This window comes from Phycisphaerales bacterium, assembly GCA_016716475.1.
GTDB lineage: Bacteria > Planctomycetota > Phycisphaerae > UBA1845 > Fen-1342 > JADJWG01.
In genome coordinates this window covers 21,716-45,665 of sequence record JADJWG010000002.1, presented here as the reverse complement: position 1 = coordinate 45,665, position 23,950 = coordinate 21,716, and the positions used below count along the sequence as shown (strand labels likewise).

Sequence of the window (23,950 nt, the reverse complement as noted above, 5' to 3'; positions counted from 1 at the left end):
ATTGACCCAGCCGAATGCAGCCCATGGCTGCTTACGCTGAACACCCGTCCGCGCAGCCCAGCCCACACCGCCTGGATGGGCGAGTGGTCCCTGTACGAGCCCGCGCGCGACACCAAGGAGAATGAGGACATGCTGCTACGAACCAACTTGGTCGTGCTCATTTCGCTCGCATTGACTTCGATATCGTCCGCCGGTGATGCCACCAGCTTCATTGAGCCCCCCGAGTGGGAAATCGGCACGCTGCACTCCACCTACCAGGAGTGGGACGTGAAGACGATGATTCAGAACAATCCCCCGGACTACGGATACCTCACCAACGGCCCGATCGCCGAACTGCCGCGCCTCAGTGCATTGCCCACCGGCTTCGTATCGGGAACGGGCAACTTCTACGCATTTTCGTCGGATTATGGCTTCAAAGCCGACATCAACAACCACGGCGGAACCCACGGCACAACCACTTATCCGGCCGGTGACCGCACCCGCGTCGTGGTGCAGATCTCGGTGTCGACGAACCCCGACTTTGACGCCGGACTCAAGCCAGACACGCTCAAGATCGTCGACGTGAACGGCGCGTTGCTGACGGGCGGTGCTCCTCACGACGCAATCGCCGTGCTCGAGCTGTTCCGGGGAGACATTCAGACCCCCTTCGGCCCGACCGCGGTCACTGAGCTCTACTTCGAATACCTCCTGCCCGCGTACACCGGCGATTTCACCGTGACCGGGCAACTCTACGTCCATGCCGGACTGCTCCAGACGCGCGTCGATACGCTCATCGAGCGGCCCGGAGACGTGAACTGCGACGGGGTGGTGAATTTTGCCGACATCAGCCCGTTCATAGCCGCGCTCAAGACGCCCGCTGACCAGTGGACCTTGCCCTGCCCGCACAGTCGGGCCGACGTTAATGGCGACGGCGAAGCGAATTTCGCCGACATCTCAGCTTTCATCGCTGCAATCAAGGCCGGTCGGTAGACCGCGTAACTGCCCGGCGTGTGGCCAGGCGCCCTGTTCGATACGACCCCGCGGCGCCCGGCGCCGCCACTAGAGGAAAGAAGGAGTTTGCTTCCCATGACGCGTACCCTGCTTATCACGACTTTTGCCGCGCTTCTCACGGTCCGACTCGCAGCGGCGGAGGTCATGTTCTTCGCCCCGGACGGCTGGACCCCCGGGGCTACTGGCTCCACCTACCAGGAGTGGGACTTCTTCACTTCTGCCGCTACAAACGCCCCCGATGCGGGCTACCTGACCGACGGCACCGTGCTGCCGACCCCCAACGTCGCCGGTCCGTACGTCACCGCCTCGGGCAGCTTCTACTTCTGGGGCGGCCCCTACAACGTGTCCGCGAGCATCTACAACTACGGCGCCGCAGCGCCGACTGGCTACGGCACGCACGTGATTGTGCAGACCGCCGCCACGATGAATCCTGATCCCGCGGCCGGTGGCCCGGCGAGCGTGATCCTTGATCAGGTTCGAATTGTGGACACGGACGGCAACGTGCTGCCCGGCGGCAGCAACGCCGAAGCCCTGCGCATCGACCAGATTCGCACCGTCGTTGTCTCGGGCATGGGCGGTACACCGGCCACGCAGGAAGAGCTGATCTTCGAGTTCTTCCTGCCCGGCTATACCGGTGACTTCCGCGTCAGCACCTTGGTCGTAGTGCACTCGTCCTTCAACCAGATACGCGTCGACACCCAGGTGGCGACGGAGGCGTTTCCGATCACGGTCATCCCCGAGCCGGCCACCGCCCTGCTGTTAAGCTTCGGCCTGCTCGCCCTGCGCCGGCGCTAAGAAGATCGCGGCGCTACGTCGAAACGGCTGAGCAGCGCGCGCCCGCGACGTGCGGCGCGCGCTGCGGATGTCGACCCCCGACACGTATCGGGGGCCGCTCCTAGGAGAGCACCATGCCACGCAAACCCGCATTCACCCTGATCGAACTCCTGGTGGTGGTCGCGATCATCGCCCTGCTGGTCAGCATCCTGCTGCCGGCGCTGGGGCAGGCCCGCAAGTGCGCCCGGCACGTGAAGTCGGCCAGCGATCTGCGCGAACTCCTGATGGGCTACTCCGCCTATCACAGCGACAATCGCGGTTTCGTGCTGTTCGGGTACGCGCCCGGTTCCGTGGACGGCTGGAACATCGAGGTCCGGGACCCCGACTCCGGGCTCACTTTCGGCAATCCCGTCGTGAACCGTTACCCGTGGCGTATCCTGCCCTACGTTGCCAATTTCTGGGGCGTACTGTTCAGCCACACCAAGCCGGCGGAGCGCCCGTTGAACATCGACAGCCCGGCGGACGCCTTCATGAAGGCGTACATGCTGAGCATCGAGCCAACCTTCGGCATCAACGCCGGCTACGTCGGTGGCTATTTCAACACGTACGCGGGCTTCATTGTCCGCGGCGCCACGACGTCACCGAACACGGGCCGGCACGTCGTGTTCCGCGAGAGCGAAGTGCGGCGCACGGCGGAGTTGATCACGTTTACGGATGTGAAGTGGCGCGGCGGCGGCAAGGGTCCGGGCGATACGAACGGCTACTACTGGGCGACGCCCCCGCGGCTCAAGGGGGAAAAATGGCGGGCGGTCCACAACCGCTTGGAAGTCGTCGACCACAACATCGCCCTGGGTCTGCCGGAAGGGCGTTTCCTCTCGAAGAGTCTCACCGCCTTTTTTGACGGCCATGTCGACGGTCGCACGCCGAACCAGCTTGCGGATATGCGACTGTGGGCGAACTGGGCCGATGACATGGCGTACGACTATGTGAACACACCACGTTAAGTGTAGTGGTCCAGAAGACGCTGAGAGGCCGCCTCATTCCGTCTCGGCAGGTGGCAGCGTCCGGGGCAGTGCGGGCAGGCGCTGCCCTGCTGCGGCACCGATCCCTCCGAGATACTGCCGCAGCGCCAGGGGTGACCAGCTCGCCACAATGTAGCGGTCCGTCACAGTCCACGCCGGGCCGGCCAGGCCGAACCAGTCGGCCCCCCCCGTTTGGAATCGCACGAACCACACCCCGTCGGTATCGCGTTGCAGCACGAGCGGTGGCCGTACCCCGGACTGCTGCGTCGCCGCAATGATCGTCGCCTGCCAGGCCCGGCAGAAGCGCTCCACCGCGCGCTGTACAGTAGCAGGTTCGCTGCGAATCTGGATGAGAATAGTCGTCGCCAGTGGAAACCGCAGCGGGTGAGGTGGGCTGTTGTGCAGCACGATGCGGTCACCAAGGTGCGGCAACAGGTCGCGCTCGAGATTGAACTCGTGCTGCTGCTGGATCTCCGCCCAGAGTCGCTCGATGTTCGCGCGCTCCTTCGGACCTTGCAGGGCGACGAGTCCACTGAAGAACTGTGGCAGGAGTCGTCCGATCGGCACCTCGTAGACAGCGTAGCGGGCTTCGGGCGGCACCGTCGCAAGCAGGACTGGGTTTGAGACGCGGGCGTCAGCATAGACTCGACGCCGCGTTTCCTCGCCCACGAGAAAGTGCGCGTGGCAGTACAGCGCCCGTTCCCGGAAGCCGAGTGCCCAATGCGCCCGCGTCAGACTTTCCGCTTCCCAGGCCCCGAAAAAGGCACTCGCCCGCCCCTCGAGGACATCGTCGAGCCGTTCGCGCAGCCCCTCCGCCCCGACGAAGATCTCGATCAGGGCCGGATCCTCACCCCGCCCCCGTGCCGCCGCGTACCACGGATCGCGGCTGAGCGACACGCGCTCCCCCGCTGCGGTCGCGGCGATCTGCGGCCAGACTTCCGCCCCGACCGTGAGCACAAAAAAGCCGTCGATCTGCCCCCAGGCCACGACGGTCCACTCCGGCAGGCGCGCATCGCGCAGCTCCTGGTAGCGCCAGCCGTGGCTCTCGTGTGCGGTCAACGTACCCGTACCGGCATTGGTCTGCTCGTTCACCGCCTTCTGCACGATCCGCAGGAAGGGCTCCATGTGGCTACCGCACTGCACCACCAGGGCCGCGCGCAGGCGATCCACCCGGCGACTCTCGGGGGCACCCGCCACCGGTACCGCTCGTGCGTCAATCAGCGCCAGGGCGTGCGGGTGGCGGATCATGTGGGTGAACATCTCTGCCACACGCAACCCGAAACGGGCCTGACTGTCCCCGCCACCGGCCGCGTAACGTGTCCCGAGTTCGAGCAGGGCCTGCAGGGTCGTGGAATCGGTTCCGGGCGGTGGTGCATCCGGCAGGGCTTCGCCATTCCAGCACAGAAGGGCTTCGGCGGGCACGAGATCGAGTGGCGAGCGCGGCACCGTGCCCTGACCGAACACTGTCCCTGCGGCCAGAAAGATCCCCAATAGCAGGATCGACGAACGCAACGTACTCATGGGCGCACAACCTAACAGTCGGGAGCGGCGGTCTCCACCACGTGGCCACAACTTCGTACGAGTCGGCCCGGGTGTCGCGCGGGGCCCGACAGACGCGACCACACTCGGTTCTGGAGCCTGCTGGGCGTGCCTCAAACCAGGTTGCAGACCAGGTGATCGCCGGATGACTAACCAACGTGCAGCGTGTGCGGACAAGTTTTCTTGAACGGCAGCGCCACGCGAGTGTGCAGATGCGCGCGATCTTGGGTAGGGAAGCAGCGTCGCATGGTTACAGGTCACGAGCCAGTCGGGCTGCATACTGACTACTTGGAATAGCAGGGCCGACCGCATCTCACCCTGTGGTGAGCAGCGCATTCATGTGCCAGCATGCAAACCGACATGATCGATGGGCTGGCCCCACCAGTCACCATCGAATACCTATGGCAGCAAACTGCTACGTGGTCGCAGCATATGCATCCGGCCTCACGTGAACTTCGTCACAAATCTGCAACGCCGCGGGCAACGTCCCTCATTAGATAAACGGTTGCCGTACATGAGTAGAATACTGATATCGGTATTGGGCATCGCCCGGCATCCTTGCAGCACTTCACACTGGCGCGATGCGCCGTAACCCGTTCTAGCCACATTTCACTCGAGGACAAATCATGCTACACTCACTCAAGAACCCCACGTCAGCGACCCGTCTACCATTCAACGGGTACATCGTCGCGGTCGCCATGGCTCTGCTCCTCGTCTCGTCAGCGGGTGCGCAGTTCGTCCGTCTCGATGATTTTGAGGATGAGCTCATCGGCCCAATTCACGGTCAGGACGGATGGACTTCGTCCGGGGGCGACAACCGCGTCGAGGTCGATCCCGCCGGTGGCGACAATCTAGTGCTCTGTGTGCCCTCGGAATCGTCTACCCTGCGCAAGGCATTGGCTTTCGCCAATCTTGAACTTCCCGACGGCACTGTGCGCATGTTCTTCATGCGCATGCGCGTTGCCGAGAAACAGACATTCTCCGTCGGCCTGTCGTCAAGTAACTTCCCCTCACAATACAGCGATTTCGCCACGGAGCTGGGAATGGCCAACAGTTCTCCCAACCTCGATCTGCGTATCTGGGACGATGACGGGAGCAACTACCAATTCCTGACGCAGCTCCAGCCCGACACCTGGTACAGCATCTGGCTACGCATTGACACAGCTTTGAATCGCTACGAAGTTTGGCTCACAGACCGCCCGGGTGGCTTCGCCGCTCCCGAGGATAAACTGTCGACTGCTGATGGGGATGCTGTGTTTGAGTTCCGGTCGGGAAAGAACAGCCCGCTGCGCACATTCTACATCAAGACCTCCGGTGGTGGCAGCGGTTTTGGCCCGGCTTACTTCGACGACCTCTATCTCGAAGCTGGTCCCGCGTTGAATCTTTGCCATCCGGTCAACCCACCAACCGGTGATTGTGATGGCGATGGCCTCGTGGGCAATACCGACTGGCCACCACTCACAACCTGCCTGTCCGGTCCGATGTGGCTGCTCATCGAAGACTGTGCTTGCTTTGATACCGACTGTGATACCGACGTTGACCTCGCGGATGCCGCCAATTTCCAGGTGCAGTATGCGGGCGGATAAGCCGTCGCCCGCACGAGTATCCGCATTACTGCGTACGGACATTTCTCCAGCCGTCGCTGGGTAGGCGGTGCTTACTCGTAATCTCCGACAGTTACAGGGGGACGGGCGGGCCTTCGCCCGCAACGGTGCACCCGCTCTCCGACGGGTGCACCGGCGGGAACACCGTTTTCTATGTAGCCGCGTTATGCGAGCAGACTCGGCACAAGTTATCAGTCCCAACCGCAAGCGGGTGAGCACCCAGCCGGGGAACCGGCCGGTTCTGCGAGGACCAGGTCAGGCCGTCGCCCGATACGCTCGATAACACTACCAGGGACCGGCCGCGCGCGGAGTGCGCCCCCCGCCCCGGAGAACGCGATGGATGCGCTGCGAATTGGGTATGTGACCGGTGTCGAAGGTGATGCTGTTGAAGTCCGCATTACCCACCAGGACGCCGAAGTGCACTACCAGGGTGCGGTCTACCGCGTCGGCAAGCTCGGGACGTACGTCACCCTGCCGCGCCAGCGTAACACGCTCATCGGCTACATCGTGCGCGTCAGCAGTCACGGCGAGTTCGACGCCCACAACCGTCCCAGCCACGTGGCCCTGAACCTCCAACTCCTGGGCACGATCCAGGAAGGCCGCTTCACGCGGGGCGTGAACGAGTACCCCACCATCGGCGACCCGGTACACATCGCGAGCGAGGACGACTTCGCGATGATCTTCGGACATGCCGAGCAGCTCGCCGCCGGCAGTACGCACCGCAAGTCCTTTTCGCTCGGCCGCTTCGCGGTGGATACGAACTTCGAGGTCCAGGCGCTCGGCAAGGAGTTCTTCGCCAAGCATTGTGCCGTGATGGGCAACAGCGGCTCCGGCAAGAGTGTCACCACCGCCAAGATCCTGCACGAAGCCCTCCAGCTCCCGCACACGCAGATCGTCATGTTCGATATGCACGGCGAGTACCTGTCCGCCTTCAGCGACGAGCAGGGCAAGCCGCTGCCGAACGTCAACTACCTCTCCGACCGCAACCTCGTGCTACCCTATTGGATGCTCCAGTACGGCGAGTTTGAGCGGTTGTTCGTCGACACCAACAACACCTTGAATGTGAACGCTCAGCGCGTCTTCCTGCGGGCTGCCTTTGAGCGCCTGAAGCGCACGGCCGCCGAAGAGCTCGACCTGCTCACCGAGTACACGGTCGACACCCCGATTTACTACAACATCGAGCAGCTCAAGGTGTACGCGGAGAACATGAACGATGCGCGCTACGTGCTGAACACCGAGAACTACGCCTTTGCCCGCCTGCCTTACCGGCAACTCCCCGCTGAGGAACAGGAGCACATGCTGCTCACCCGCCGCATGGACTTCAACAAGGGCGATTCCGAGGGAGAAGTCCCGCATGCGACCTACTTCGGCCACCTCCTCGGCCTCGTCAACCAGATCGAGACGCGCCTGAATGACCGCCGGTATGACTTCCTCCTGCGACCCTTCGAACAGGTGCGCCGCAACCCCGATCTGGCCGGCTGCATCCGTACGGACGCCACCCCCGGACAGCTCAGCCGCCCATTTCCGCGGTGATTGCCCAGATGCTCGGACGGGGCAAGCAACGGCGCAACCTGACCATCGTGGACCTCTCCGGACTGCCCTTTGACGTCGTCAACGTGACGGTCGCGGTGCTCACACGGACGCTCTTCGACTTCAACTTCTGGTCGCCACCCGAAGTCCGCCAGCCCTTTGTGCTCTGCTACGAGGAGGCCCACAACTACCTGCCGCGTATCGACCGCGGTGACGTCATGTTCGCGCGCGACGCTGTCGAGAAGGTTGCGAAGGAGGGGCGCAAGTACGGGGTCTCGGCGATGATCGTCACCCAGCGTCCCAGCGAAATCTCCGAGACCATTCTCAGCCAATGCAACTCGATGGTCCTCATGCGGATGAATAACCCCGACGACCAGAACTATGTCGCCCGCGTCGTCAGCGACCAGTTCCGCAGTCTGATCAGCGTGCTCCCCAGCATGAAACCCGGCGAGGGGTTCGTCATCGGCGACTCCGTCCTCATGCCCATGCGCACCCTCATCGACATGCCCCCGCGCCTGCCGCGCAGCGGCGACGTCGACTTCTTCGGCAAGTGGAGCGCGGGTACCGCCGGCAGCGATGTCAACGAGATCGTCGACCGCTGGTGGCGGCAGGACCGCGACTGCCTCAATCGCCAGGACGAGGACCTCGCCCTGGCGGCCGCCGTCGCCTCGGCCCGCGCAGAAGGCGCGCCGACCGAGAACGCCGGCGCCGCCACCAGCGCCGGAAACGGGAATGGCGCCAAACGCCCGCGCACCGCAGCCGAGGAGCGACTTGCAGCGCTGGCCGCCATGTTATCTACAAGCGACGACCAGTAGCGGCGCGCCCGCTCCCGGGTGCTATCCGCCGCATGGTGGTGGCGGGTTTTTGAGCTGCGCGATGAAGCCGCTGATGTCGGCGAAGTCCACGTGGGCGTCGCCGTTCATATCGCCATTCAGCCACGGACAAGGCCACGGCCACTGGCCCGGCACCGTCGGCCCCGCCTTGATCGCCGCAATGAACGGCGAAATGTCCGCGAAGTCGACGACCGTATCGCAGTTCAGATCGCCGGGGCATACCGGTGGCGCCGGGTGCGGCTCGAACCGTACGCCGTCGAGCCAGAGTGTGAAGCCGAAGCCCCATGTATCCGCGTGCAACTGGAAGTAGTTGAACTCGGCCAGGTTCGGGGTTCCGCTGGTCGTGCGTGTCCAGCCGCTGCCACCGGCGATCGGTACGATGAATTCGCGCCATTGATTATTCGCCTGGTTCAGCAGTTCGCTCGAGGGGGTCCACTGGAAGAAGCCGTCCTCGAAATTCCCCAGCCGCACCCACGGGCTTTGATTCTGGAAACTGAAATTGGGATTCTCCGCGTAGGCCCAGAAACGGAGGTGTGTTACGGCACTCAGGTTCCACCGGGCCAGCAACCCTTGCGGGTAACGCACGTAATTGTCGAAGCCACCATCCGTGACAAACCGCAGCGACGATGCGCCGACGATCCTGCGGTTGAAATCATCGGTCACGCTGCCGTTGCCACCCTGTACATAGAACGACCAGTTCTCCGCATTCTGCTCCGCCAGGTCGGCGGGCGGATAGAGCTGCAGCCCGCCGCCGATCGAAAGCTGCCGGTCGATGGTCTGCACTCCGGTTTCACCCTGCCAGTACCGCACGTTGACCTCGGTGATGTCGAGCCAGGCGTAGTCGACAAACCCCTCCCACTGCACCTTGAAGTGCAGCACCCCGTTGGTCCCGACCACCGCCACCCAGCCGAATGGGTTGTCCGGCAAAGTATCGCCGTACACCGTGGTCGGCACCGGGCCGCTGGAACTGATCGGCACATTGGGAAGAGCCCACACGCCCTGCGCATCTGTCGTCCCCACCGCTTTCGGGACGTCGCGGATCACCTTGCCCTGTCCCGGCACCTCGCTGTACTGGTACATGCTGACGGTCGCTCCCGGCACCGGTTGTCCCTGCACGTCCAGCACGCGGATCCGAATCTCCTGCGGCAACTGGTACAGGTATTGTCCGTAGTACCCGTGCACGATCTCCGCCCAGTGATCCATCGCCAGCGCGCTGTGCGCCGAGTAAAACGGTGAAACCCCGTTCATCAGGCAAGACACGGCCGAGTAGCCCTGCCCTGAGACCCAGTTGGCCTCCGGCGGCACATTGAGCTGGTAGATGTCGATCAGCCCGAGCTGATGCGACAACTCGTGGCACAGCCCATAGTCGATATCCACATTCGCGTGGTAATACCCCGGGCTGCGCGGGTCACCGATGGTGGCCGCGTAGTAACGGAACGGGAAAATGCCGAAGTGAATCGTCGCCGGCTCTGCGGGATCGATCGCGCTGTCGGGCACCACCTCGAGCAGGTCGTAATGCACACGCTTCCGGCTGCCACCCTGCTCGAACATCGCGTTCATCTCGTCCGCATGCCGCCACAGCCAGTCCACCAGATCGTCGGTCACCGCAAGCGGCCACTGCGGCGTGGTCACGTCGCGGAAGTCCTCCAACGCCCCAACGTCCACGTACGTCAGGAACGGCGCCGAGCGCGTCCAGAGCGAGCGGGCATTGTTCTCCGGCCGGGCGTCGACCACCTCCAGCGTGCAGCGAATCTCGTGGTCTTCGTCGTCCCACGCCAGATTGAACGTCAGTTGCGCCACGTCCCCCGGCTGCAACACCACCGGCAGGTTGGACACACCCGCCGGGATACCGTCAACCGTCCAGGCCCCGGTCAACGTACCCGCCCAGGTATTCGTCCCGCGGTTGCGGACATGCGCCGTGTAGGTCACCGGGTCACCCAGGTGCGGCCAGCGCTGCGTGTTGATGTTCTGTCCGCAGCCCAGGCCCGTGGCGGCACTGTAGATGTAAGGTCCGTAGCCACTCGGTTCCGTCACGCTGTAGTACGTATACGTTGGGCAGTACCGCGGATACCGCGGCGTGCGTGCGAGAGCCATGATCTGCAGGTCCGTCTCGTCGCGCGGCACGCGCGGCCCCACCGCGGTCACGTTCTCAACCTCCCCACCCGTGGTCGTCACCGTCGTCACCGCATAGTAGTAAGCGACGCCGTTCACCAGTCCCACGTCGAAAAACACACCACCGGCCGCATCCGATACGAAACCCACCGGCGTCCGACCCGCCACGGAATTAAAGGGCTGGGTATCCCGGTAGATCGCGTAGTACCCAAAGACCGCCCCCGGCTGCGGCAGCGGTTTCCATGTCACGCGCGCCCCAGTGTTGAGCGCCTCCGCCTGCACAAAGGCCGGCGGAGCCAACACTGCCGCGGCATCCGCGTTCAGATCAAAGGCGTTGAACAAGTTCTGGGCCGCGAAGGTGGGTCCATCCCCGTCCCCGTTCGTCGTCGTCCACGGTAATTGCGCCGGAATGTACAGTAAGCCGTCGTCTGAGAGCGCCGCCGTAGCCCGCGCGCTGCCTCCACCCACCACCGGCAATACATCGAGCAGCGTGGGGAACGTCCCGTCATCGCGAAGTGCGTAATACATGCCGCCGTTGTTATTCCCCACGACGACGATTCCATTCGGCGTCACGATCGGAGAACTGCTCACCATTTCCCACCCGCGACTCCCTGTCGAGAAAACCCACTTCACACTCCCATCGGCCGTATGGATGGCATACAGTGCGCCCGTCCCCAGTGGCGCATTCGTTTGAAAGTAGAAGGTGCCGCCGTCGTGGCTCAGGCAACCGGCCGCCTGCGCCCGCTGGGGCTCGTCGTCGCCCACCGGCTGGAAGACCAGTGCTGACGACACCCCACCCCAGAGCGGCTGCCCGTCGCGCGTCAGCCCCACCACCGAGATGCTGCCACTGCCCGCCGGCGCGTAGATGTTGCCGGTCGCCGGGTCAATCGTGACCGTCGCATCGATAGTCGGCGTCGTAGTGCGCCACAGTTCCGCACCCGTGATGCCATCGTGCGCGATGACCGCTCCGAAGCGCGCCCCGCTTACGACCAGCAGGCCCAGGTCATCGAGGTGCAGAGTCGGATCTGACAGCCCGCTCGCGGTCGATGTGCTCGCAGCCCAGGTCCGGCTGATGGCATTCCCGAAGTCCGTCCCGGCGTACGGCCGATCCACCCACGAATGCAGGAAAATGCGCCCATCCGGCGCGATCGTCGCCGAGTGCATCGAAAGGTTCGACGGCTGGGGATCAGCCCCATTATGCCAGAACACCGCCGGACCGCTGACCGCCGTGAATGCCATCAGTGGATGCCCGTTCGGAAATTGTCCACTGCTGGTCGCATCGTTGATGACGTAAATCGTGGAGCCGTCCGGCGAGAACGCCGGTGTGCTCGCGCCAATCGTTTCCCCACCGCTTGGATTGCCGAACCACAGCCGAGCTCCCGTGTGACGGTCCAGACCCAGCACACCCTTCGGCCAGTGATATCCCCCTACCAGCAGGTCTGCACCACCCGGCCCGGCCCCATCGTAGTAGACCAGCGAACCGCTGCTCACGCCCCCATTCCCCGGCGTCGGCTTCTGCCACCGAAGAATGTCGAAGAACGAATCGTTCTGCCGTTCCGGGGGTACCACGAAGGAGGTCCGGCCAGTGTGCTGCATATCCGCGTGCTTCATCGGCCATGCCGCCAGCGTCGACAAGCCCCCGAACCCGCCGACCAGCGTCGCGGCGAGCACCGTGAAGGCCATGTGACGACTCTCGCTGAACTGCTTCATGACTGAACCTCCGCAGGATTGAGCCACCCCGTTACAACCGGAGGGCGCGTTCCCCCAAACCCCAGTATCGCGACATCTACATCCGAAATCCACCCCGAATCCCCGATTTTGCCGCCCGCCCCCCCCCGTCACAACCGCCTGCCCCGGCCCCATCCCGGGGCAGGCAGCAACCTCGAACTCGATCAATGCGCGGCGAGCGCCGCCGCCCCAGCCGCCGCCACGGTATGGTCGTTCTCAACCGTCGAACCCGACACGCCGATGGCCCCGATAATCGTGCCATCTGCCGCCTTGAGGGGGACGCCGCCGGGGAAAGTGATCAATCCCCCGTTTGAGTGCTCGATGTTGTACAACGGACCACCCGGCTGACTGAGCTTCCCAATCTCGCCGGTCGCCATGTCAAAGTAGCGCGCCGTTCGGGCTTTCTTGATCGAGATGTCGATGCTGCCCAGCCATGCGCCGTCCATCCGGATGAACGCTTTGAGATTGCCACCCGCATCGACGACCGCGATATCCATCTTTGTATCGATCGCTTCCGCCTTCTGCATGGCCGCCAGCAGCACTGCATGGGCCTGTCCAGCGCTGATGTCCAACGTCCGCAGCGGCTCGGTGCTCCCTGAGACGCTCATTCCGCCGCCCCCATGCGTCTCCTGCGGTGCCGCAACCGACATCCGCGGGGTCACCCCCGCCGCCAACATCAACCCCGCTGCGACCGCGACACCTACCAACAGCTTCACATGTCCGTTCACTCTGTATCTCCTGAATGCAAGCAATGGCTCGACTGTGCAGGCGACCCACATCCGCCCTGCTCCACAGCCGAACGGTTTGACTACGGATCCACCCCCCACACCGCCAGTAGTGTAACGGACGAGCCGTGGTTGTGCCTACGGCGCGCCGGAGACGCACGGGGGCGGCGGGGCCTTGAGCGCCGCAATGAAGGGTGAGATATCGGTGAAGTTCACTACGCCATCGCCCGTGAAATCCCCGTTCAGATACGGGCATTCGCCGGTCCAGGCGCCCGGACCGCCGGCCTTGACGGCTGCAATGAAGGGCGAGATATCGGTGAAGTTGACATGTGTGTCGCAGTTCAGATCCCCGGGGCAGTAGGTCACCGCTTGGCTCGGTGCTCTTCCCACCAACAGGCCAGACACATTGACCGTGACCGGATAACCGTCGAGTTCGAGGGACTGCGTCCCGGTAATGGGCGCTGTTAGGGTCACGTGTACCCCATCGTCCCACACGGTTCCGCCGAAGTTCGCCACGAAATCACCGAACTCCGCGAGATCCTCGACCCCGCTGCCAAGTGGTGTGCCGAGCAGGCCAAACCCGTTATAAGTGAATGTTCCCACCAGACCGATCTGGTTGTCCGGTTGGCTGAAAGCGCCCTCGAGCGATACCGGAACCGCCGGCCCGGGCATACCGATGCCACCACCCATCCGTAGCCCCACCTCGTTGCCGGTGACGTTGACACCCCCAAGAAACTGCACGGCCAGAACAAATTGCACCGGTTGCAGCAGATCAATCGCCATGCCCGTGACATGGATCTGCTCGAACCCCCCCGCCGGGGGTGTCAGAAGCGCCGTCACCGTACCTGCTACCGGTGAAGCATCCTCGTCCGTCAGGTCAACACCGCCCAGCGTCACCGTCAACTCGACCCAGATCGTGGATTGGGTCTCATCAAGAATGAATACGTACTCTGTTCCGGCTTGCACCCAGTTTACGGTGCACCAGCAGCACACACCCAGCGCTGCACCCAGCATCCCACGACTGCACATCCATCCGCCCTCCGGGGCTCGTCAACACCCCACGCCTGCCGTTTTTTTACACTGGTACCATGCGGTGGTGACCCAAACCAGCCCCCACTCAACCTACCACCGCCCGGTTCGCCTGTCGATGAAAAAACACGCCGCTCCCAGGTCACGCACCACGGCCCATTTTCCAGCTTTTCTTTGACAGTCGCCCGCCCGAAGGCGATACTCAATCCCCAACAACGATTTCGGGCCCCGCAACTGTCCCGGCTGCCCGTTCCCGGCCCGTAATCCCCGCGGACCCGATGCCGGCCACCGACCGCCCCCTTGTGGAGTCGCACCGCATGCGTATTGCGCTCATCAACCCCATCACGCGCCTCTCACAGGGCTATCACACCATTGGCACCTACATGCCCCAGCTCGGACTCCAGGTGCTGGCGGAACGCGTGCCGGACGGGCACAGCGTCGACATCATCGACGAAGTCTTCGGAACGGATCAGACCGAAGCATTGCTCACGCGCGGGAATTATGATCTCGTCGGGATCACTTCCTACACGAGTGGCGCTACCCGCGCGTACGAAATCTCCGATCACTGCAAGTCTCTCGGGGTTCCCACCGTCATGGGTGGACCCCATGCCTGGGCCTGCCCCGACGAAGTCGGTGCGCACTGCAATTCCGTCGCCGTCGGTGAATGCGACGAGATCTGGCCCGAAATCGTGCGCGATGCGGCCGCCGGCCGACTGCTGCCACGCTACGAAGGCCGCCTCTCCGACCTCGAAAATACCAAGCTCGGCCGGGCAAACCAGCTCCTCCGGCCGATCAACGGGCGGTACGACGTCTCGGCGATCCAGACTTCGCGCGGCTGCCCGGTCGGCTGCGAATACTGCTCGGTGACGCGTTTCAATGGCCCCCAGATCCGCCGGCGCGACATCGGCGAGATCATCGTGGAGTGGAACCAGACTGAGAAGAAGTTCATCTTCGTCGTCGATGACAACTTTTTCGGCGTCGGCGAGAAGCACGCCGAGTGGGCCAAAGAGCTGTTACGGGCCCTGATCAAGCACGGCCGCAAGCGCCTGTGGTTCAGTCAGACGACGATCAACATGGGTGACGACCCGGAGGGACTGGCGCTTGCGTACAAGGCCGGCTGCCGCGGCATGCTGGTCGGTTTCGAGAGTCTCAACGAGCAGACCCTCAAGGACTATCACAAGGGCATCAACCGCAAGAACCTCTCGCAGTATCCGCGCTTGATCCGGGGGTTTCACAAGGCGGGCATCGCGGTCTTCGGCGGGTTCATTATTGGCGCCGATGGCGACACCGCCGACACGGTAGCGGACACCGCACTTGGTGCCGTCAAGCTCGGCGTGGACATCATACAAGTCACGAACCTGACGCCACTGCCGGGCACCAAGATGTTCGACCGTCTGAAAGCGGCCGGGCGCCTCCGCTGCACTTCCTACCCGAAGGACTGGGAACGCTACACGTTCACAGAGACGGTCTATCACCCGCAGCGCATGCCGGCTACCGAACTGGACGAGGCGATCTACGAACTGCGCTTCGCCGCCGCCAAGGAACCGTGGGTATGGAAGCGGGCTTTCCGCACATTCACACGGACGCGTTCCATCAGCACGGCACTGTTCGTATATGGCATGAACCTCGGGTGGAAACGCATGGCCAAGGTGCAGGCACCGCGCGACGCCGCGAACTACGGTCTTTCGCCAAAGCCCTCACCGCGGATGAACCGCGTGCGGAACGCGTTCCGCATGCATCTGTGGTCGCGCCCCCTGGTGCTGGAAGACGCCGTACCACCACCTCCGCCGCAAGTCGAGCCGCAGCACGTTCCGCTACCGATTGCCGGTGCGGGTGCGGAGTAAGCACCAAAATCCGAACATGACGAGTGCCGCGCGCACCCACCCGGCCCCACGCCCCGGCACCCTTACTCCCCGTTGGCGAGCTCCAGAAATTCCGGTGTCCGCTCACTGGGATTGCGCGCAATAAACTCCACCCCGATGCGGTGCAGCCGATCTCCGAGGTACACGCAGTTCCGCACGATGCCCTTCATGATGGACTGCTGCGCATCGGTTACAAAACGGGCGTATACCACCGTGCCGGGATGAAGGAACTTCACTGCCGTGAACGCGAATCCGTGGGCCGAGAGATCACACGCCGCCACGGTCATTCGCCGCCGATAGGTGATGCCCTTACTGCACTCCTGCACCAGCACCGAGAGTCTGGTCCGCCACTTATGACGCGCAAATCGCCGACACCGTGGCGCGCCACGTCCGCCCCGATGCTGCCGGTGCAGTGTTTGCAGCAATTCCTCGGGAGAATCGAGCGCGGACTCCCGGTGTTGTGATTCGGATGGTTCCCAATCCGGTCCGGCATATACGGCCGCACCATGCTCGGCGAGAGCTCCCAGACCCGTCTCCGCAAGCACGGTTCCACGAGGGGCCAGCAGTCCACCATGTCGGTCGTATAGATTGCCTGGTAAGGGCCGGTGCGGCAGGAGCTCCCCCGGGAAAAGGCGGCGTAGCTGTTGTTCGGCTGTTGTGGGTTCCATGGCACCATCGTCCGGCAGCCACGCTGCATCACTCGGTCGCAGAAAGCTCAACCACCGCGAATCGGCCCAGGTGACGGTTGCAAGGCGCGCCCACCGGCGCGTGACCCCGAGACCGGCCGCATGGGTCGGTTCACCATGGAAGTGTGAAATATGCCGCCCACACAAGCAAAACCGCTCCCGAATTTTACCTGGAGAGAGGCCGCTCACGGTGGTTCGATGCGATATCAGAGCAAACCACGCCAAGTTACCGGACAGCGGACGCTCACACCGCCCGGGCCATGGCTTCCCCGAGCGTTGTCCAGGGGTGGATTTGATTATGGATGCCAAGGTCTGTATACTGCCGGGCTTTGTGGGTCGCGGCGCGGCCCGGGTCCAGCCAAGCGGCTGACAGGCAGCAGCGGCCCCGCGACGGGGGTTTGACCAAGCAGCGCCCAGGCCTCGCGGCCGGGTCTGACAACGAGAGTCCAGCGCGTGTGAAGTAGCGGGCGGCAGGCGGGTGGCGAACCATCCGCGCCGTCGAGCCCCACAGGCGCAACAGTGTGAGTGAGGCATGGCGAAGCGACTGGGAATTATCGTCGGCGGCGGCCCGGCTCCGGGCATCAATGCGGTCATCGGTGCGGCCACGATTCAGGCCATCAACTGCGGCTTCGAGGTGGTCGGATTCTTCGACGGCTTCCGGCACCTGGTGGCGGACAGTTTCGACGCACCGCTCCATACCACGCGGCTGGAGATCGGGCGTGTGGCTCGTATTCATTTTGACGGCGGCTCCATCCTCCGCACGGCCCGCACGAACCTGTTGAACGAGCACTCGATCAAGCACAGCGCCCGTGTCGAGGTGGACCAGCACAAAATCGGAGTCGCACTCCGGAATCTGAAGATGCTCGGCATCAACCACCTGCTCACGATCGGCGGGGACGACACGGCGCTGAGCGCACGCTTCCTGTCCGAAGCACCCGATGCCAACCTGCGCGTCGTACACTGTCCCAAGACCATCGACAACGACCTGCCACTGCCCCAGAACCAACCCACCTTCGGATTCTCGACGGCCCGCTTCGTCGGTGCACAACTCGTCAAGAACCTGATGTCCGATTCCCAGACAACCGGCCGTTGGTACCTGGTCAACGCGATGGGCCGCAGCGCCGGCTGGCTCGCGATGGCCATCGGCCAGGCGGCGGGCGCCACGGTGACGCTGATTCCGGAGGAGTTCGAGCCGCGAAGTTCACTTTCGAACCTCGTGGATGTCCTCGAATGCTCCCTGCTGAAGCGGCAGGTCCTCGGGCGGCCAGATGGGGTCGCGGTCATTGCAGAGGGTCTCGCTTATCGCCTGGGCGACCGCGAGGAACTGCAGCGCTTGCTGGGGCGGGAGGTCCCGGTGGACGCGGCCGGTCATCCACGGCTGGCGGAGTTCCCACTGCTCGATATTTTGAAGCGTGAACTCCAGAACCGTTTCAGTGCCCGTGGCGAGAGTCTCGCGCTGGTATCACACAATATTGGCTATGAACTCCGCTCCGCGGATCCGACCCCCTTCGACATGGCCTATTGCCGTGCCCTGGGCTACCACAGCATCCGACTTTTCACTGAGCCACAATACGACCATGTCGGCGCGCTCGTCTCCCTGGTCAACGGCAATCTCAATGTACTCCAGTTCCACGACATCATTGACCCGGATAACAACCGCATCCGAACACGGCTCGTCGATATCAACTCCGACGAGTACATGGTGGGGCGGGCGTACAGTATTCGCCTGGAGAAGTCCGACCTGGATAACCCGGTGATGCTCGAAAAGCTTGCGAATGCCGCCAGGATGTCGCCCGAGGACTTTCGGAAGCGCTACGCCCGAGCGGCTACGCGCCTGGGAGAACTGGTCAGCAAGTAGGCCCCTGACAACCGCAGCGCGGCGCGGTACGTTGCCGGAGTGAGCACTCTCTCCGCGACTTTGCTGGATGGCCGGCCCCTGGCGGCGCGCCTACGGGCCGACGTCGCGGCGCTGGTACAGTCACTTGCGCCTCACCAGCCCGCCCCCCCCACGCTCGCCACGCTGCTGGTCGGCGAGAACTCCGGTGGAGCCGCATATGTCGGCCAGATCGCGCGCCGCTGCGCCGAGGTCGGGGTACGGCACCTTGCCCGCCACCTGGTGCCGCCGACCACGGACCATGCGCTGTGCGCTGAAATTCAGCAGTTGGCACACGACCCATCCGTCCACGCCATTTTGCTCCAGCACCCGGTGCCCGCGCCGCTCGATCGCCGGGCCGCATTCGAGGCCATTCCACTTGCCAAGGATGTTGACGCCGTTTCCTCTGCCGCTCTGGGCCGCGTCATACTCGGCCTGCCCGCCTGGCTGCCGAATACGCCCGCCGGCATCCTGCGCCTGCTCGATGCGTATGGCATCACCCTGGAGGGCTTGCACGCCGTCGTGCTCGGCCGTAGCCCGATCCTCGGACGCCCCATGGCCTCGCTGTTGATCAACCGGCACGCCACGGTTACCCTCTGTCACTCACACACGCGGAATCTCGATGAACTGGTACGTGCGGCCGACCTGGTCATCGCCGCCGTGGGCCGACCACGCTTCGTGCAGGGCTCGTGGCTGAAACCCGGTGCGATCGTGATCGACGCGGGCTACAACCCCGGCCACGTGGGGGATGTCGATTTCCAGGCCGCGTGCCTGCGTGCGGCCGCCATTACGCCCGTCCCCGGCGGTGTCGGCCCGCTGACCATCGCTGTGCTGCTTGAGCAAACTGTCCGAGCTGCAGCGCAACAACTCGGAGTCACGCTGCCATGTTGAAGGTCATGATCTTCGGGGCGACCGGCATGCTCGGCCGCCCCGTGGTCCGGCGCCTGTGCGCAGATGGTCGCTTCGCGGTGCACGCGCTGGTGCGCGATCCGGAGCGCGCCGCCCAACTGCTGCCCGCCGGCTGTGCCCTTCTTCCCGGCGATCTGCGGGATGCCGACAGTGTGGCCCGCGCCTGTGAGGGCATGCACGCCGTCTACTGCAATCTGAACACGCCCTATGGTCGCACCCGTTTCAACCCCGATTTGCACGGCACCTTCACAATCGTCAAGGCGGCCCGCCGGGCCGGTGTGCAGCGCATCGCCCGGCTGTCTGCACTGGAGGTGCCCGACGCGCGGCACGAATGGCCCGTGATCCAGCAGAAGTACGAGTCGGACCTGGCCGTGATGGAAGCGGGTATAGCGTGGACTGTCTTCCGGCCTGCTTGGTTCTTCGAGTCCCTGCCGCTGTTCATCGCCGGGCGCAAGCTCCAGCAGATCGGCAATTGCCCGACACCGTTGTACTGGATCGCCGGGGATGACTATGCACGACAGGTTGCGGCCGCCCTGGCCAGCCCGCGCGCCGAGAATCAAATCTACAATGCGCAGGGGCCGGAACCACTGACCTTCGCCGCTGCACTGGCGCGTTTTGCCGCTGCGTACCGCCCGCAACTGCGGCTGATCCGCATCCCCCGGCTGGCATTGCGGCTCGGTGGGCTCGTCCTCCCCGCGGCGCGCTACCTCGACCGCCTGCTCACCGTGACAGAGCGGCATGGCGGTGCGTTCCGTGCTGCGACATCCTGGGAACAACTCGGCCGCCCCACCATGTCAGTCGAGGACTATGTCGCCTACATCGCGCATACCGGCGACCTCCCCCGCAAGTGAGCGCATCGTTACAGCGTGACACTGCCAAGTCACTTCGTCAGGACATGCGCGACGGCCTCGCCCAGTGTGGCCGGGCTGTCACTCACCGTGATCCCGGCAGCGCGCAGGGCCGCAATCTTGGACTGCGCCGTCCCCTCGCCCCCGGAGATGATCGCACCGGCATGGCCCATGCGTTTGCCCGGAGGCGCCGTTTGCCCAGCGATGAACGCCACGACCGGCTTGTGGAGGTGGGCTTGGATGTGGGTGGCCGCCTGCTCCTCGTCGGTGCCGCCGATCTCACCGATCAGCACGATCGCATGGGTCTCAGGATCCGCGTTGAACAGATCGAGCAGCTCGATGTAGTTCAAACCCTTGACCGGGTCGCCGCCTATGCCGACGCAGGTGGTCTGCGCCAGGCCGCGCTCACTGCACTGCCAGACCGCTTCATAGGTCAGCGTACCGCTGCGCGAGATGATGCCGACGTTCTTCGTGTTCGTGGCAACCGGTTTATGAATGTAACCGGGCATGATGCCGATTTTACACTGCCCGGGCGTGATGATCCCCGGACAATTCGGCCCGATCAGCCGAACACACTTGTCGTCGAGGTATTTCCGTGCGCGCACCATGTCCAGGGTCGGAATCCCCTCCGTGATCAGCACACACAACTTGATGCCGGCGTCGGCCGCCTCCATCACCGCGTCGGCGGCAAACGGCGGCGGCACGAACAGCATTGATGCCTCCGCCCCCGTCGCACGGACGGCCTCGTACACAGTATTGAACACGGGGAGACCGTGCTCGGAGCGGGTACCGCCCTTACCCGGTGTCACGCCGCCGACGAGCTGCGTGCCGTATTCGAGGCACTGGGCGGTGTGAAATGCCCCCGCCTTGCCGGTGATACCCTGGCAGATGACGCGCGTGTTCCGGTCGACCAGTATGCTCATGCGGTGCTGCACCTTCGGTAACGCCACCGGACGCGGCCTGAGCCGGGCGCCGGGGCGCGTCTGCGGCGTCCGTGGCGGCCCGCCCGCCACGCGGAGCAAGAGCGTAACGCGGTTTACGGCCGACGAACAGTGCCCGGATCGAGGGTGTGGTCAGGCGCCGTGATGGACGGTATGCAGCGCTTGACTTGGCACCCGCCACTCGATAGACCATTCGAGCGTTGTGCCGTTCGCGACCCAATTTCACCACGCTTACAGGGGCTCGACCGTCTCGGTGTAGCCGGCGGGGACTTCGATGCGGAAGAGCTGGTCGTCGAGGCCGGTGTTGAGTTCGACGTTCCGAAAGTGGATGGTGATCGTGGAATTGAGCTTCCCGGTGCCATCAAGCTTGGCGACCTGCACACGAATCGGCAAACCGGCAAGCAACCCTTCACGCACTATCCAGAAGTGCAACTCACCATACTCCGTAGCCGCCCGGGTGTGCGGGCGTGGTTTCAGGCGGAGCCGGTCGGTGTCGGGAGGATCGTTGTCCGCGCGGTCCAGGAGGAACACTTCGAACTCGCGCAGGATGTCATCCTTTTTCTGGCCGAAAGGCAGCGGGAAGGTACCTTCCCCAACGCGGAAGGGATTGCCCGGGTCGGTTGCGGAGCGAACTTGGCGGCGCGTCACCGACCGCGTCTGAGACTGCACCTCGGTGTACCACTCACCGTCGAACAGATGCCGCTCGTCCAGCGGGTCGGAGCGACCATCCGGGGCACGGCGCTCGCGGAAGTGGATCAGGAAGCGGGCCACTGGCTTGGTGTCCTGAAACCAGAGGTCCCCCAACTTGGTCAGTGCCTCGTCTTCGGCATCGAGCACGTAGTGCAGACGCCAGGACACCCGGGCCCTCAGATCGGTGACCCGGCGGGCTTCAAGCCGCAAGAGAATGGCATCGACTTCCGCCCCGGCGCTCAGCACCGGACCGGTGGCGGGCTGCGAACTGGTCACGGGCGACAGCTGGGTTGCCGGTACCGTAGACGCGGGGGGTTCTGCGCCCGCGACGAGTACGGCCCCAGCCAGTATGATCCCCGCGTTGGCGCGTGCGCAGCGAGTGTGCATCTTCACAATCTCCCGTGTTTTTTGAGCGGGCGCCGATTCTAGACCCCCGGCCCCGCCGAGCAAGGCGTCGCTTTTCGTCGATGCCGCAACAGTGCCCGGAAGGACCGCCGGCCGCATGTGGTTGGTCTACGATCTCGCCTACTTTCTCGCGCTGCTGGTCGCGTGGCCGTGGCTGGTCTACCGCCGCTGGACGCGTGGAAATTCCGGCACACCCCTCCGTGAGTATTTCGGCCAGATACCCCCGCGACCGGTCGCGGCGCGTTGCGTCTGGATTCACGCGGTGTCGCTTGGGGAAATCAATGCAACGCGAACGCTGGTGGCCGAGCTGCGCCAGCGTGCCCCTGAGGTTATTGTCGCGCTGAGCAGCACAACGGCGACGGGCCTGGCGCAGGCCCGCCGGCTCTACCCGCAATTGGTCACCTTCCGGCTGCCACTCGATTTCTCTTTTGCGATTCGCACGCTGATGCAGCGACTGCGTCCCTCGGCAATCGTGCTGATGGAGCTGGAGGTGTGGCCCAACCTGATCGAGGTCGCCACACAGGAAGAAGTGCCCGTGGTGATCGCGAACGGCCGCATCACTGCCGAGCGCAGCATGCGTCGCTTTCGGTGGCCCGTGCTGCGCTGGGTGGCGCGGCGCATGTTCACACGGCTGGCGTGGGTGGGCGCGCAGGACCAGACCTACCAAGCGCGGTTTGTCGAGCTGGGAGTGCCCGCGGACCGGGTGGAGGTGACCGGCTCGGTCAAGTATGACGGAGCGGCGGTGGCGGACCAGATCGAGGGTCAGGAGGAACTCCAGGCGGCGATGGGCATCGATCCGCAACGTCCGCTCTGGGTGTGCGGCAGCACGGGACCGGGTGAGGAAGACGAAATCCTCGCGGCCTATACGAAATTGCTCGAGCACTTTCCGGCTCTTCAGCTTGCCATCATCCCGCGCAAGCCAGAGCGGTTTGACGAAGTGGCCGACCTGATTGTCACGCGCGGCTACGCCTGCTTGCGCCGGAGCACGGGCGCGCCACGTGTACCGCCGGGCGTGGCGGAGCCCGTCCCGGTGTTCCTGGGCGACACGATGGGTGAACTGCGGAAGTTTTACGCGCTCGCAACGGTGGTCTTTGTCGGCCGCAGTCTCGTACCCCTGGGTGGATCCGACGTGATGGAGGTTGCCGGGCTGGGGAAGCCCCTGGTCATCGGGCCATACACGGATAACTTCGCGGAAGCGGTCAATCTGTTGTTGGCGGATGGGGGCTGCCGGCGCCTGACCGGACCCGCCGCCCTGGCACCGGCCATCACGGATCTGCTCCGCCACCCCGAGCGCCGCGAACGCATGGGGGCGGCTGGACGAAAGGCCATCCTGGGGCGGCGCGGGGCCACGGCACGAACAGTCGATCGCCTGCTGTCATTACTGTCGTAAGGCGTGCTCCCGAGGCACTCATCAGTAGGTGCGGCGCCGGCGCGCCAAGCGGGTACAATTCTGTGGCAATGCAGAATCTGACCTTCATCCTGGCATGGCGCGGTGCGCTGCTGGCCCTGTGCGCGGGGCTCGTAACCCTGGCCGCGGGCTGCGAACACCAGGCAGCGGCGGACCGGCGGGTACGCATGCGAACCGACCGTCTCGCCGCGACGACGGAGCGCATGGCCCGCTGGGAGCAGCGGCGGTCCGCCAAGCTCGCCCACGCCGGCGCGTTCATCGAGTTCAGTCTGGTCCGCCGTGAGCAGCGCTTCGGGCGTGACCTTGCGGAGGGGGAGCGCTACTGGCACGAGGAATTCAGGAACTGGGAGGAACGCGCCCCACTCATCGAGCAGAAAGCACTCGACCTGATCCGGGCCCACCCGGAGCGCATCGTGCCGCTGGCCATCTACTTCATATAGAA

Annotated in this window: 19 protein-coding genes; 12 read left to right on the top strand and 7 right to left on the bottom strand. The window is 64.3% G+C overall.

Going from position 1 to position 23,950, the window contains the following annotated elements:
• Nucleotides 1–129: 129 nt before the first annotated feature.
• The 3 genes from IPM18_07735 to IPM18_07725 all read left to right on the top strand — a co-directional run bounded on the left by IPM18_07735 (nt 130) and on the right by IPM18_07725 (nt 2,768).
• A complete protein-coding gene (locus tag IPM18_07735; protein ID MBK9119478.1) occupies nt 130–969 on the top strand; it encodes a dockerin type I repeat-containing protein in 840 nt (279 codons plus the stop codon).
• 96 nt (nt 970–1,065) lie between these two features.
• A complete protein-coding gene (locus IPM18_07730; GenBank protein MBK9119477.1) occupies nt 1,066–1,785 on the top strand; it encodes a hypothetical protein in 720 nt (239 codons plus the stop codon).
• A gap of 113 nt (nt 1,786–1,898) precedes the next feature.
• Nucleotides 1,899–2,768, top strand: a complete 870-nt coding sequence (locus IPM18_07725; protein ID MBK9119476.1) for a type II secretion system protein — start codon at nt 1,899–1,901, stop codon at nt 2,766–2,768.
• A 33-nt stretch (nt 2,769–2,801) separates the two neighbouring features.
• Here IPM18_07725 and IPM18_07720 read toward each other — a convergent pair whose 3' ends face one another.
• A complete protein-coding gene (locus IPM18_07720) occupies nt 2,802–4,307 on the bottom strand; it encodes a hypothetical protein (protein MBK9119475.1) in 1,506 nt (501 codons plus the stop codon).
• A gap of 644 nt (nt 4,308–4,951) precedes the next feature.
• On the opposite strand from IPM18_07720, the gene IPM18_07715 reads away from it, so the two are divergent.
• The 3 genes from IPM18_07715 (at nt 4,952) to IPM18_07705 (ending at nt 8,274) form a co-directional block, all read left to right on the top strand.
• Nucleotides 4,952–5,911: a hypothetical protein gene (locus tag IPM18_07715; GenBank protein ID MBK9119474.1), complete on the top strand. Its 960-nt coding sequence runs from the start codon at nt 4,952–4,954 to the stop codon at nt 5,909–5,911.
• A 354-nt stretch (nt 5,912–6,265) separates the two neighbouring features.
• A complete protein-coding gene (locus IPM18_07710) occupies nt 6,266–7,462 on the top strand; it encodes an ATP-binding protein (protein ID MBK9119473.1) in 1,197 nt (398 codons plus the stop codon).
• Between the two features lie 8 nt (nt 7,463–7,470).
• A complete protein-coding gene (locus tag IPM18_07705; GenBank protein MBK9119472.1) occupies nt 7,471–8,274 on the top strand; it encodes an ATP-binding protein in 804 nt (267 codons plus the stop codon).
• A 21-nt stretch (nt 8,275–8,295) separates the two neighbouring features.
• Here IPM18_07705 and IPM18_07700 read toward each other — a convergent pair whose 3' ends face one another.
• From IPM18_07700 to IPM18_07690, 3 genes are all read right to left on the bottom strand, one after another.
• Nucleotides 8,296–12,114 carry a PQQ-binding-like beta-propeller repeat protein gene (locus IPM18_07700; protein ID MBK9119471.1) on the bottom strand — a complete coding sequence of 1,273 codons (3,819 nt, stop codon included), beginning with the start codon at nt 12,112–12,114 and terminating at the stop codon, nt 8,296–8,298.
• Between the two features lie 182 nt (nt 12,115–12,296).
• Nucleotides 12,297–12,740, bottom strand: a complete 444-nt coding sequence (locus tag IPM18_07695; GenBank protein MBK9119470.1) for a heme-binding protein — start codon at nt 12,738–12,740, stop codon at nt 12,297–12,299.
• A 255-nt stretch (nt 12,741–12,995) separates the two neighbouring features.
• The gene (locus IPM18_07690; GenBank protein MBK9119469.1) at nt 12,996–13,886 is read right to left on the bottom strand and encodes a hypothetical protein; all 891 of its coding nucleotides are present in this window, start codon (nt 13,884–13,886) and stop codon (nt 12,996–12,998) included.
• A gap of 317 nt (nt 13,887–14,203) precedes the next feature.
• Between IPM18_07690 and IPM18_07685 the strand changes: the two genes are divergently transcribed.
• Nucleotides 14,204–15,730 carry a B12-binding domain-containing radical SAM protein gene (locus IPM18_07685; protein ID MBK9119468.1) on the top strand — a complete coding sequence of 509 codons (1,527 nt, stop codon included), beginning with the start codon at nt 14,204–14,206 and terminating at the stop codon, nt 15,728–15,730.
• A gap of 62 nt (nt 15,731–15,792) precedes the next feature.
• Here the strand turns inward: IPM18_07685 and IPM18_07680 are convergent, their stop codons facing one another.
• The gene (locus IPM18_07680; GenBank protein ID MBK9119467.1) at nt 15,793–16,416 is read right to left on the bottom strand and encodes a PilZ domain-containing protein; all 624 of its coding nucleotides are present in this window, start codon (nt 16,414–16,416) and stop codon (nt 15,793–15,795) included.
• 550 nt (nt 16,417–16,966) lie between these two features.
• Between IPM18_07680 and IPM18_07675 the strand changes: the two genes are divergently transcribed.
• Genes IPM18_07675 through IPM18_07665 form a run of 3 tightly spaced genes read left to right on the top strand, consistent with a single transcriptional unit; the run spans nt 16,967 to nt 20,067 of the window.
• Entirely contained in the window at nt 16,967–18,292 is a 1,326-nt protein-coding gene (locus tag IPM18_07675; protein ID MBK9119466.1) for a 6-phosphofructokinase, read from the top strand.
• A 39-nt stretch (nt 18,293–18,331) separates the two neighbouring features.
• Nucleotides 18,332–19,198, top strand: a complete 867-nt coding sequence (locus IPM18_07670) for a bifunctional 5,10-methylenetetrahydrofolate dehydrogenase/5,10-methenyltetrahydrofolate cyclohydrolase (GenBank protein MBK9119465.1) — start codon at nt 18,332–18,334, stop codon at nt 19,196–19,198.
• Nucleotides 19,192–20,067 (top strand): NAD(P)H-binding protein, encoded by an 876-nt coding sequence (locus IPM18_07665; GenBank protein MBK9119464.1) that lies wholly within the window; start codon nt 19,192–19,194, stop codon nt 20,065–20,067. The genes IPM18_07670 and IPM18_07665 overlap by 7 nt, the downstream gene beginning before the upstream one ends.
• A 29-nt stretch (nt 20,068–20,096) precedes the next feature.
• On the opposite strand, the gene sucD is transcribed toward IPM18_07665, so the two are convergent.
• Both sucD and IPM18_07655 read right to left on the bottom strand, forming a co-directional pair.
• Nucleotides 20,097–20,987 (bottom strand): succinate--CoA ligase subunit alpha, encoded by an 891-nt coding sequence (gene sucD, locus IPM18_07660; GenBank protein MBK9119463.1) that lies wholly within the window; start codon nt 20,985–20,987, stop codon nt 20,097–20,099.
• A gap of 249 nt (nt 20,988–21,236) precedes the next feature.
• Nucleotides 21,237–21,971: a hypothetical protein gene (locus IPM18_07655; protein MBK9119462.1), complete on the bottom strand. Its 735-nt coding sequence runs from the start codon at nt 21,969–21,971 to the stop codon at nt 21,237–21,239.
• Between the two features lie 226 nt (nt 21,972–22,197).
• On the opposite strand from IPM18_07655, the gene IPM18_07650 reads away from it, so the two are divergent.
• Both IPM18_07650 and IPM18_07645 read left to right on the top strand, forming a co-directional pair.
• The gene (locus tag IPM18_07650; GenBank protein MBK9119461.1) at nt 22,198–23,490 is read left to right on the top strand and encodes a 3-deoxy-D-manno-octulosonic acid transferase; all 1,293 of its coding nucleotides are present in this window, start codon (nt 22,198–22,200) and stop codon (nt 23,488–23,490) included.
• Between the two features lie 62 nt (nt 23,491–23,552).
• Nucleotides 23,553–23,948: a hypothetical protein gene (locus IPM18_07645; protein ID MBK9119460.1), complete on the top strand. Its 396-nt coding sequence runs from the start codon at nt 23,553–23,555 to the stop codon at nt 23,946–23,948.
• Nucleotides 23,949–23,950: the final 2 nt, after the last annotated feature.

Coding starts and splice junctions, on each gene's coding strand:
- IPM18_07695 (MBK9119470.1), bottom strand. CDS start 12,740: ATGAGCGTCTCAGGGAGCACCGAGCCGCTGCGGACGTTGGACATCAGC.
- IPM18_07675 (MBK9119466.1), top strand. CDS start 16,967: ATGGCGAAGCGACTGGGAATTATCGTCGGCGGCGGCCCGGCTCCGGGC.
- IPM18_07705 (MBK9119472.1), top strand. CDS start 7,471: ATGCTCGGACGGGGCAAGCAACGGCGCAACCTGACCATCGTGGACCTC.
- IPM18_07665 (MBK9119464.1), top strand. CDS start 19,192: ATGTTGAAGGTCATGATCTTCGGGGCGACCGGCATGCTCGGCCGCCCC.
- IPM18_07730 (MBK9119477.1), top strand. CDS start 1,066: ATGACGCGTACCCTGCTTATCACGACTTTTGCCGCGCTTCTCACGGTC.
- IPM18_07735 (MBK9119478.1), top strand. CDS start 130: ATGCTGCTACGAACCAACTTGGTCGTGCTCATTTCGCTCGCATTGACT.
- sucD (MBK9119463.1), bottom strand. CDS start 20,987: ATGAGCATACTGGTCGACCGGAACACGCGCGTCATCTGCCAGGGTATC.
- IPM18_07685 (MBK9119468.1), top strand. CDS start 14,204: ATGCGTATTGCGCTCATCAACCCCATCACGCGCCTCTCACAGGGCTAT.
- IPM18_07720 (MBK9119475.1), bottom strand. CDS start 4,307: ATGAGTACGTTGCGTTCGTCGATCCTGCTATTGGGGATCTTTCTGGCC.
- IPM18_07725 (MBK9119476.1), top strand. CDS start 1,899: ATGCCACGCAAACCCGCATTCACCCTGATCGAACTCCTGGTGGTGGTC.
- IPM18_07680 (MBK9119467.1), bottom strand. CDS start 16,416: ATGGAACCCACAACAGCCGAACAACAGCTACGCCGCCTTTTCCCGGGG.
- IPM18_07650 (MBK9119461.1), top strand. CDS start 22,198: ATGTGGTTGGTCTACGATCTCGCCTACTTTCTCGCGCTGCTGGTCGCG.
- IPM18_07710 (MBK9119473.1), top strand. CDS start 6,266: ATGGATGCGCTGCGAATTGGGTATGTGACCGGTGTCGAAGGTGATGCT.
- IPM18_07715 (MBK9119474.1), top strand. CDS start 4,952: ATGCTACACTCACTCAAGAACCCCACGTCAGCGACCCGTCTACCATTC.
- IPM18_07690 (MBK9119469.1), bottom strand. CDS start 13,886: ATGTGCAGTCGTGGGATGCTGGGTGCAGCGCTGGGTGTGTGCTGCTGG.
- IPM18_07700 (MBK9119471.1), bottom strand. CDS start 12,114: ATGAAGCAGTTCAGCGAGAGTCGTCACATGGCCTTCACGGTGCTCGCC.